The organism is Intestinimonas sp., from assembly GCF_026169115.1.
GTDB lineage: Bacteria > Bacillota > Clostridia > Oscillospirales > Oscillospiraceae > Intestinimonas.
The window spans coordinates 1-5,723 of sequence record NZ_JAPFEA010000073.1; the positions used below are offsets into that span (position 1 = coordinate 1).

Here is a 5,723-nt window from a genome sequence, read left to right on the forward strand (position 1 = left end):
GCCCAAGTGTCACAAGGTTTTCCGGGTTTTCCAAGGGCTATGGCCCGAACCTGGGCCTCACGCTCCCAAAGCAGGCGCGCTACCAACTGCGCTACACCCGGATAAAATTGGGGGACAAATCTTATTCATTCCGTGCAGATCCGTGCAGAAAAGGGATATAGGTTAAAAGTCATGGAGTTATTATATAATATTCTCCTCTGCTTTGCAAGCAGAAAAGTATCATCCGCAGATTGACTATCCTCAGTCCAGCAGAGCGCCTCCTCCCTTGACGAAAGGGCCGGAAGCGCGTATACTGACAGGACAGAATGGATGGAAGACGAAAGGACCGTGATGCCGATGGACGCCGCCAACTGCGCTTTACCGGAATTTGTGGGGACTGCTGTGCTGGACACCATCGGGCTGGTCCTGCCCTCCATTGACCGTACCCTCCTGGACCACATGCCCCTGCCCAGACAGTACCCCGCCATTGGAAGCCTCAGCTCCCGCAGCGGGGCGGCCGGTCAGATCGTGGCTGTGGACGACGCGGTCAAGGCCACCAACACCGACATCCTCTCCGTCATGCTGCCCCGGGACAGCAAGGGCTGGGGCGGTCACGGCGTTCACATCCTGCTCGGGTCTGACAGTGTGGCCGACGTCCGCTACGCCATCCAGATGGCCCTGGATCTGACCGAAAAATATGCCGGTGAGGTCTACCTCAACAGCGCCGGACATCTGGAATTTGCATACTCCCCCAGCGCAGGGCCTGCCATTCAGGCGGCCTTCCACGCCCCCTTGGGCCGGGCCTTCGGCCTGATGACCGGCTCCCCCGCCTCCATCGGTCTGCTGATCTCCGACCTGGCCCTCAAGGCGGCCTCCGTCGACCTAGTCCGCTACTACGACACGGACCACGGAACCAGCCACACCAATGAGGTCATCGTCACCCTCTCCGGCGACGCCAGCGACGTCAAGCGTTCCGTGCTCGCCGCCCGCTCTGCCGGCCTTCAGCTTCTCTCCTCCCTGGGGGAGGCGCCCCGCTGCGTCACCACGCCCTTTCTCACGGAGGACTGAGCTCTGCCGCCGAAAAGGAACACAAAGGCCCCGCAAACCGCCTTCCGGCAGTTTGCGGGGCCTTATTTCACATATCACAACTCATGACGAAGTGGTCCGATCGAAACCGGTGTCCTCCTCAATGGGCGCAAAATACTGCGCCCGGTAAGCCGCAAAAAGGGCGTCGAAGTCATGGTCGCCGCCGGCATGGAGATACTTCAGATAGGCGTGGGTATCGGGCAGGTGCTGACTGGCCGGGGCGGTCTGGCGGACGATGAGCATGGCCACATTGGAGCAGTGGTCGGAGATGCGCTCCAGATTGATGGTGAGCTCCAGGAACTGGGTGCCCAGCTCAATGGTGCAGGCGCCGGCTTTCAGGCGCTCCACATGCCGGTTTTTCAGCACCTCCTCCATGAGGTCCACCACCTCCTCCAGGGGCTCCACATGGAGGGCCAGGTCGTGGTCACGCTTCTCATAGCACTCCAGCGTGATATCCAGGGTGGCCTTCACCGCGCTGGTGATGGCGTCCACTTCCTTCCGGGCCACATCGGAGAAGGCGATCTCCCGCTGGCGCATGGTGGTAGCGATCTCCGAGACGTTGACGGCGTAATCGCCGATCCGCTCGAAGTTGGTGAGGGTGTGGAGGAGCTCGGAGACCAGGGCGCTCTCCGGGTCGGTGAGGGCACGGTCCGTGAGCTTGACCAGATAGCTGTCCAGGGTATTTTCCAGCTTGTCGATGGTGATCTCATTCTCGTTGAGGCGCTCCAGCTTCTTCTCGTCATAGTCGGTCAAAAGGTCCACCGCCAGGCCCAGGTTCTCCCGAGCCTTTTCGCCCATGGAGACCACTGCCGACCGGGCCTGCTCCAGGGCCACAGAGGGAGAGGACAGGAAACGCTCATCCAGAAGGTTGAACTCCGGCGCGCCGGCGTCGCCGGGGACCAGCCGCTCCACGATCTTTACCAGCACCTTGTGGAAGGGCAGCAGCAACAGGGTACAGCCGATGTTGAAGCCCAGGTGGAGGTTGGCGATGGAGCCCATGTCCATCACATTCTCCCAGAAGGGGAAGCCGATCAGCGCATTTCCGGCGTACAGGACCGCCAGGAAAAAGGCGGTGCCGATGACGTTGAAGAGCAGGTGGACCGCTGCCGTCCGCTTTGCGTTCCGGCTGGCGCCGATGGAGGAGAGGATGGCCGTGATGCAGGTGCCGATGTTCTGGCCCATAATCAGGGGGATGGCGGTGTTGAAATAGACCAGCCCCGTGGAGCTCACCGCCTGGAGGATGCCCATGGAGGCCGAGGAGCTCTGGAGCAGCGCAGTGACGGCGGCGCCCACCAGGATGCCCAGCAGAGGATTGGAGAAGGCGGAGAAGAGGGCCTGGAACTCCGGCAGCTCCTGAAGGCCGGAGACCGCCCCCTCCATGGTCTTCATGCCGATGAAGAGAAGGCCCAGGCCCAGAATGATCTGGCCGATGATGCGCTTTTTGCCACCCCGGATGAACATATAAAAGAGTACGCCCACAGCGGCCAGCAGCGGCCCCAGCACCGAGGGCTTGAGCAGGGCGAGAAGGACATTGTCAGAGGAAATGTCACCCAGACGCAAAAGCTGGGCGGTGACCGTGGTGCCGATGTTGGCGCCCATAATGATGCCCACGGTCTGCTCCAGCCGCATGATACCGGCGTTGACAAAGCCCACGCACATCACGGTGGTGGCCGCCGAGCTTTGGATCAAGCCCGTCACCATGGCGCCCAGCAGCACGCCCTTGACCACATTGCTGGTCAGACGCTCCAAAATACGCTCCAGGCGGCCGCTGGAGAGCTTCTCCAGGCCGTCCGTCATGGTAGACATGCCAAACAGGAAGGTCGCGATGGCTCCCGCCAGGGTGATCAGATCGGTAATACTCAACCCGTACGCCTCCATATCCCGGGGACTTCCCCGGAAATCTCCTCATAAGTTCGGCACAGCTGGGTCGCTGTGCCTTATAGTCAAATTATACCGGTCTTTTCCCTCAGCGTAAATGGCAGGAAAATCCATTTACACAAGTTTTACATTTCGGCCAAAACAGGCCGCTTAATTTCGTGAAATCAGTCAAAATGCCATTGGGAACAGGGCTTGCCTTTTTTCAAAAAAGGCGGTAGGATAACTTTGGAACAGCAGTTTTCTGACGTGAAAGGGAGGAAGGGCGATGGAACATCTGGAACAGCTCCAGGCATGGATCGACGAGAGCGATAACATCGTATTTTTCGGGGGCGCCGGCGTGAGTACCGAGTCCGGTATCCCCGATTTCCGCAGCGTGGATGGGCTCTACCATCAGCAGTTTGCCTATCCCCCGGAGGTCATACTGAGCCATACCTTTTATGAGCAGCACCCGGAGTCGTTTTTTGACTTTTACCGGAAGAAGCTGCTGGTCTCCGGCGCCCAGCCCAACGCCGCCCACCGGAAGCTCGCCGAGCTGGAGCAGGCGGGCAGGCTCCGGGCGGTCATCACCCAGAACATCGACGGCCTCCACCAGATGGCGGGCAGTCGGGAGGTACTGGAGCTCCACGGCTCCACCCTGCGCAACTACTGTGACCGCTGCGGAAAATTCTGGGATACCTCTGTGGTGGCCGAGCGCGCCGACATCCCCCGCTGTGACTGCGGCGGCACCATCAAGCCCGACGTGGTCCTTTATGAGGAGGCTCTGGACTCTGAAATCATGTACCGGGCGGTGGACCATATCCGCAGGGCCGACCTGCTCATCATCGGCGGCACCTCCCTGGTGGTCTACCCCGCCGCCGGTCTCATCGATTATTACAGGGGCAGCAGACTGGTCCTCATCAACAAAAGCCCCACCGCCATGGACGCCCGGGCCGACCTGGTCCTCTCCGGCCCCATCGGGGAGATCCTGGGGGCCATCCAGGTCCGCTGAACCGCCGTCCCCTATGAAAAACAAAGTCAAAGGCGTCCCGGAGACCGGGACGCCTTTGACTTTGTGAAAGAGAGGGAGGAAAAGAGAGGTGTGGGAGAATCTATCAACACACATTTCTGTGTCATTGTTTGTCTGCCCCACAGCAAAGGAAGAGGCAGTGAGTTGCGCCGTGTGTCTTGCTGTACCTATAAGATACCACACCGCCCGGGGGAAAGGTTGGCAAAACTATAAACAACTTTTGAAGATTATGTGAACGTGCCGCCGCACTCTGTGGAGTGCGGCGGCACGTTGCGCTTTTCGTTCCTGGACCTGGACAGGGGATTTTGCTCACGAGAAAAAGAACTCCCGGCGGCCCTCCAGGGCCCGCATGAGGGTGGCGTCGTCGGCATACTCCAGATGTCCCCCCACCGGAATGCCGTAGGCCAGGCGGGTGATCTTAACGCCGAAGGGGCGCAGGAGCCGGGCCAGGTACATGGCGGTGGCCTCCCCCTCGGTGTCCGGGTTGGTGGCCATGATGACCTCCCGGACCTCACCGGAGGCCACCCGCTCGGTGAGCTCCTTGATGTGCAGGTCGTCGGGGCCCACATGATTCATGGGGGAGATGACGCCGTGGAGAACGTGATAGCGCCCGTTGTACTCCCGGGACCGCTCCAGGGCGATGACGTCCCTGGGATCGGCCACCACGCAGACCAGGCCGGGGTCCCGCTTGTCGCTGCTGCAAATGGCGCAGGGGCCCTCCCCCTGGGTGAAGTTTCCGCACACGGGACACAGGGCGATGGTCTCCTTGGCGGCGACGATGGCGTCGGCAAACTCTCTGGCGTCCTCCTCCGGCAGGGATAAAACGAAAAAGGCCAGCCGCTGGGCGCTCTTGGCGCCGATGCCCGGCAGGCGGGCAAACTGCTCCGTGAGACGCTCCAGGGCGGGGGGAAAATACTCCATGGGTGGTTACCTCCAAACAGATGGGGATGGCGGACCGCCTCAGCCCCGGAGGGCGGCGATCATGGCGGCGGGGGCGTCCGCCCCGTAGACCGCTGAGCCGGCCACCAGCACGTTGGCGCCGGCCTCGGTCACCAGTCTGGCCGTCTCCAGGTTGACGCCGCCGTCCACCTCCAGGTCGCAGGAGGGGCAGTACTGGTCGATGTAGCTGCGGATGGCCCGGATCTTGCCGAGTTGATCGGTCATGAACTTCTGGCCGCCGAAGCCGGGCTCCACCGTCATCACCAGCACCATATCCAGCCCCTGCTCCAGGTAGGGGAGGACCGCTTCAGCGGCGGTGATGGGCCGGAGCGCGACGGCCTTCTTCACGCCGTTTTCCTCCATGGCATGGAGGGCGTCCCGGATGGCGGGAGGCATGTCGGCCTCCAGATGGACGGAGAGCAGATCCGCGCCGGCCTTGGCGAAGGACTCCACATACCGCCCCGGCTTCTCCACCATGAGGTGGACATCCAGGAACAGGTCCGTATGCTTGCGGACCGAGGCCACCACCGGCACCCCGATGGTGATGTTGGGCACGAACATCCCATCCATCACGTCTACATGGAGCCAATCGGCGGAGGAGACCCGCCGGATCTCCCGGTCCAGGTCGCAAAAATCGGCGGAGAGGATGGAAGGCGCGATTTTTACCATGATGGTTCACTCCCTGTAAAAAATACCAGTGGGACAACGGGGATGCCGCCTCCGCCCCATTCCCGGGCCGGGCACCCTCTGTCTCCGGGCGGCATAGGATACGGCAAGCGGAACGTGGCCCCGGAACAGCCGCCGGCCTCCCCATCGCGGCCCCACGCCGCTGCCC

5 protein-coding genes are annotated in these 5,723 nt (G+C 61.7%); 2 read left to right on the forward strand and 3 right to left on the reverse strand.

Going from position 1 to position 5,723, the window contains the following annotated elements; all coding sequences use genetic code 11:
• The first annotated feature begins 309 nt into the window (after positions 1–309).
• A complete protein-coding gene (gene pduB, locus Q0Y09_RS06895; RefSeq protein ID WP_297719568.1) occupies positions 310–1,047 on the forward strand; it encodes a propanediol utilization microcompartment protein PduB in 738 nt (245 codons plus the stop codon).
• Between the two features lie 81 nt (positions 1,048–1,128).
• Here the strand turns inward: pduB and Q0Y09_RS06900 are convergent, their stop codons facing one another.
• Positions 1,129–2,928 (reverse strand): Na/Pi cotransporter family protein, encoded by a 1,800-nt coding sequence (locus tag Q0Y09_RS06900; RefSeq protein WP_297719571.1) that lies wholly within the window; start codon positions 2,926–2,928, stop codon positions 1,129–1,131.
• Positions 2,929–3,208: 280 nt separating this feature from the next.
• On the opposite strand from Q0Y09_RS06900, the gene Q0Y09_RS06905 reads away from it, so the two are divergent.
• Entirely contained in the window at positions 3,209–3,931 is a 723-nt protein-coding gene (locus Q0Y09_RS06905) for an NAD-dependent protein deacylase (protein ID WP_297719573.1), read from the forward strand.
• 327 nt (positions 3,932–4,258) lie between these two features.
• Here Q0Y09_RS06905 and recR read toward each other — a convergent pair whose 3' ends face one another.
• Entirely contained in the window at positions 4,259–4,870 is a 612-nt protein-coding gene (recR, locus tag Q0Y09_RS06910; RefSeq protein ID WP_297719576.1) for a recombination mediator RecR, read from the reverse strand.
• A gap of 39 nt (positions 4,871–4,909) precedes the next feature.
• Positions 4,910–5,557: a ribulose-phosphate 3-epimerase gene (gene rpe / locus Q0Y09_RS06915; RefSeq protein WP_297719579.1), complete on the reverse strand. Its 648-nt coding sequence runs from the start codon at positions 5,555–5,557 to the stop codon at positions 4,910–4,912.
• Positions 5,558–5,723: the final 166 nt, after the last annotated feature.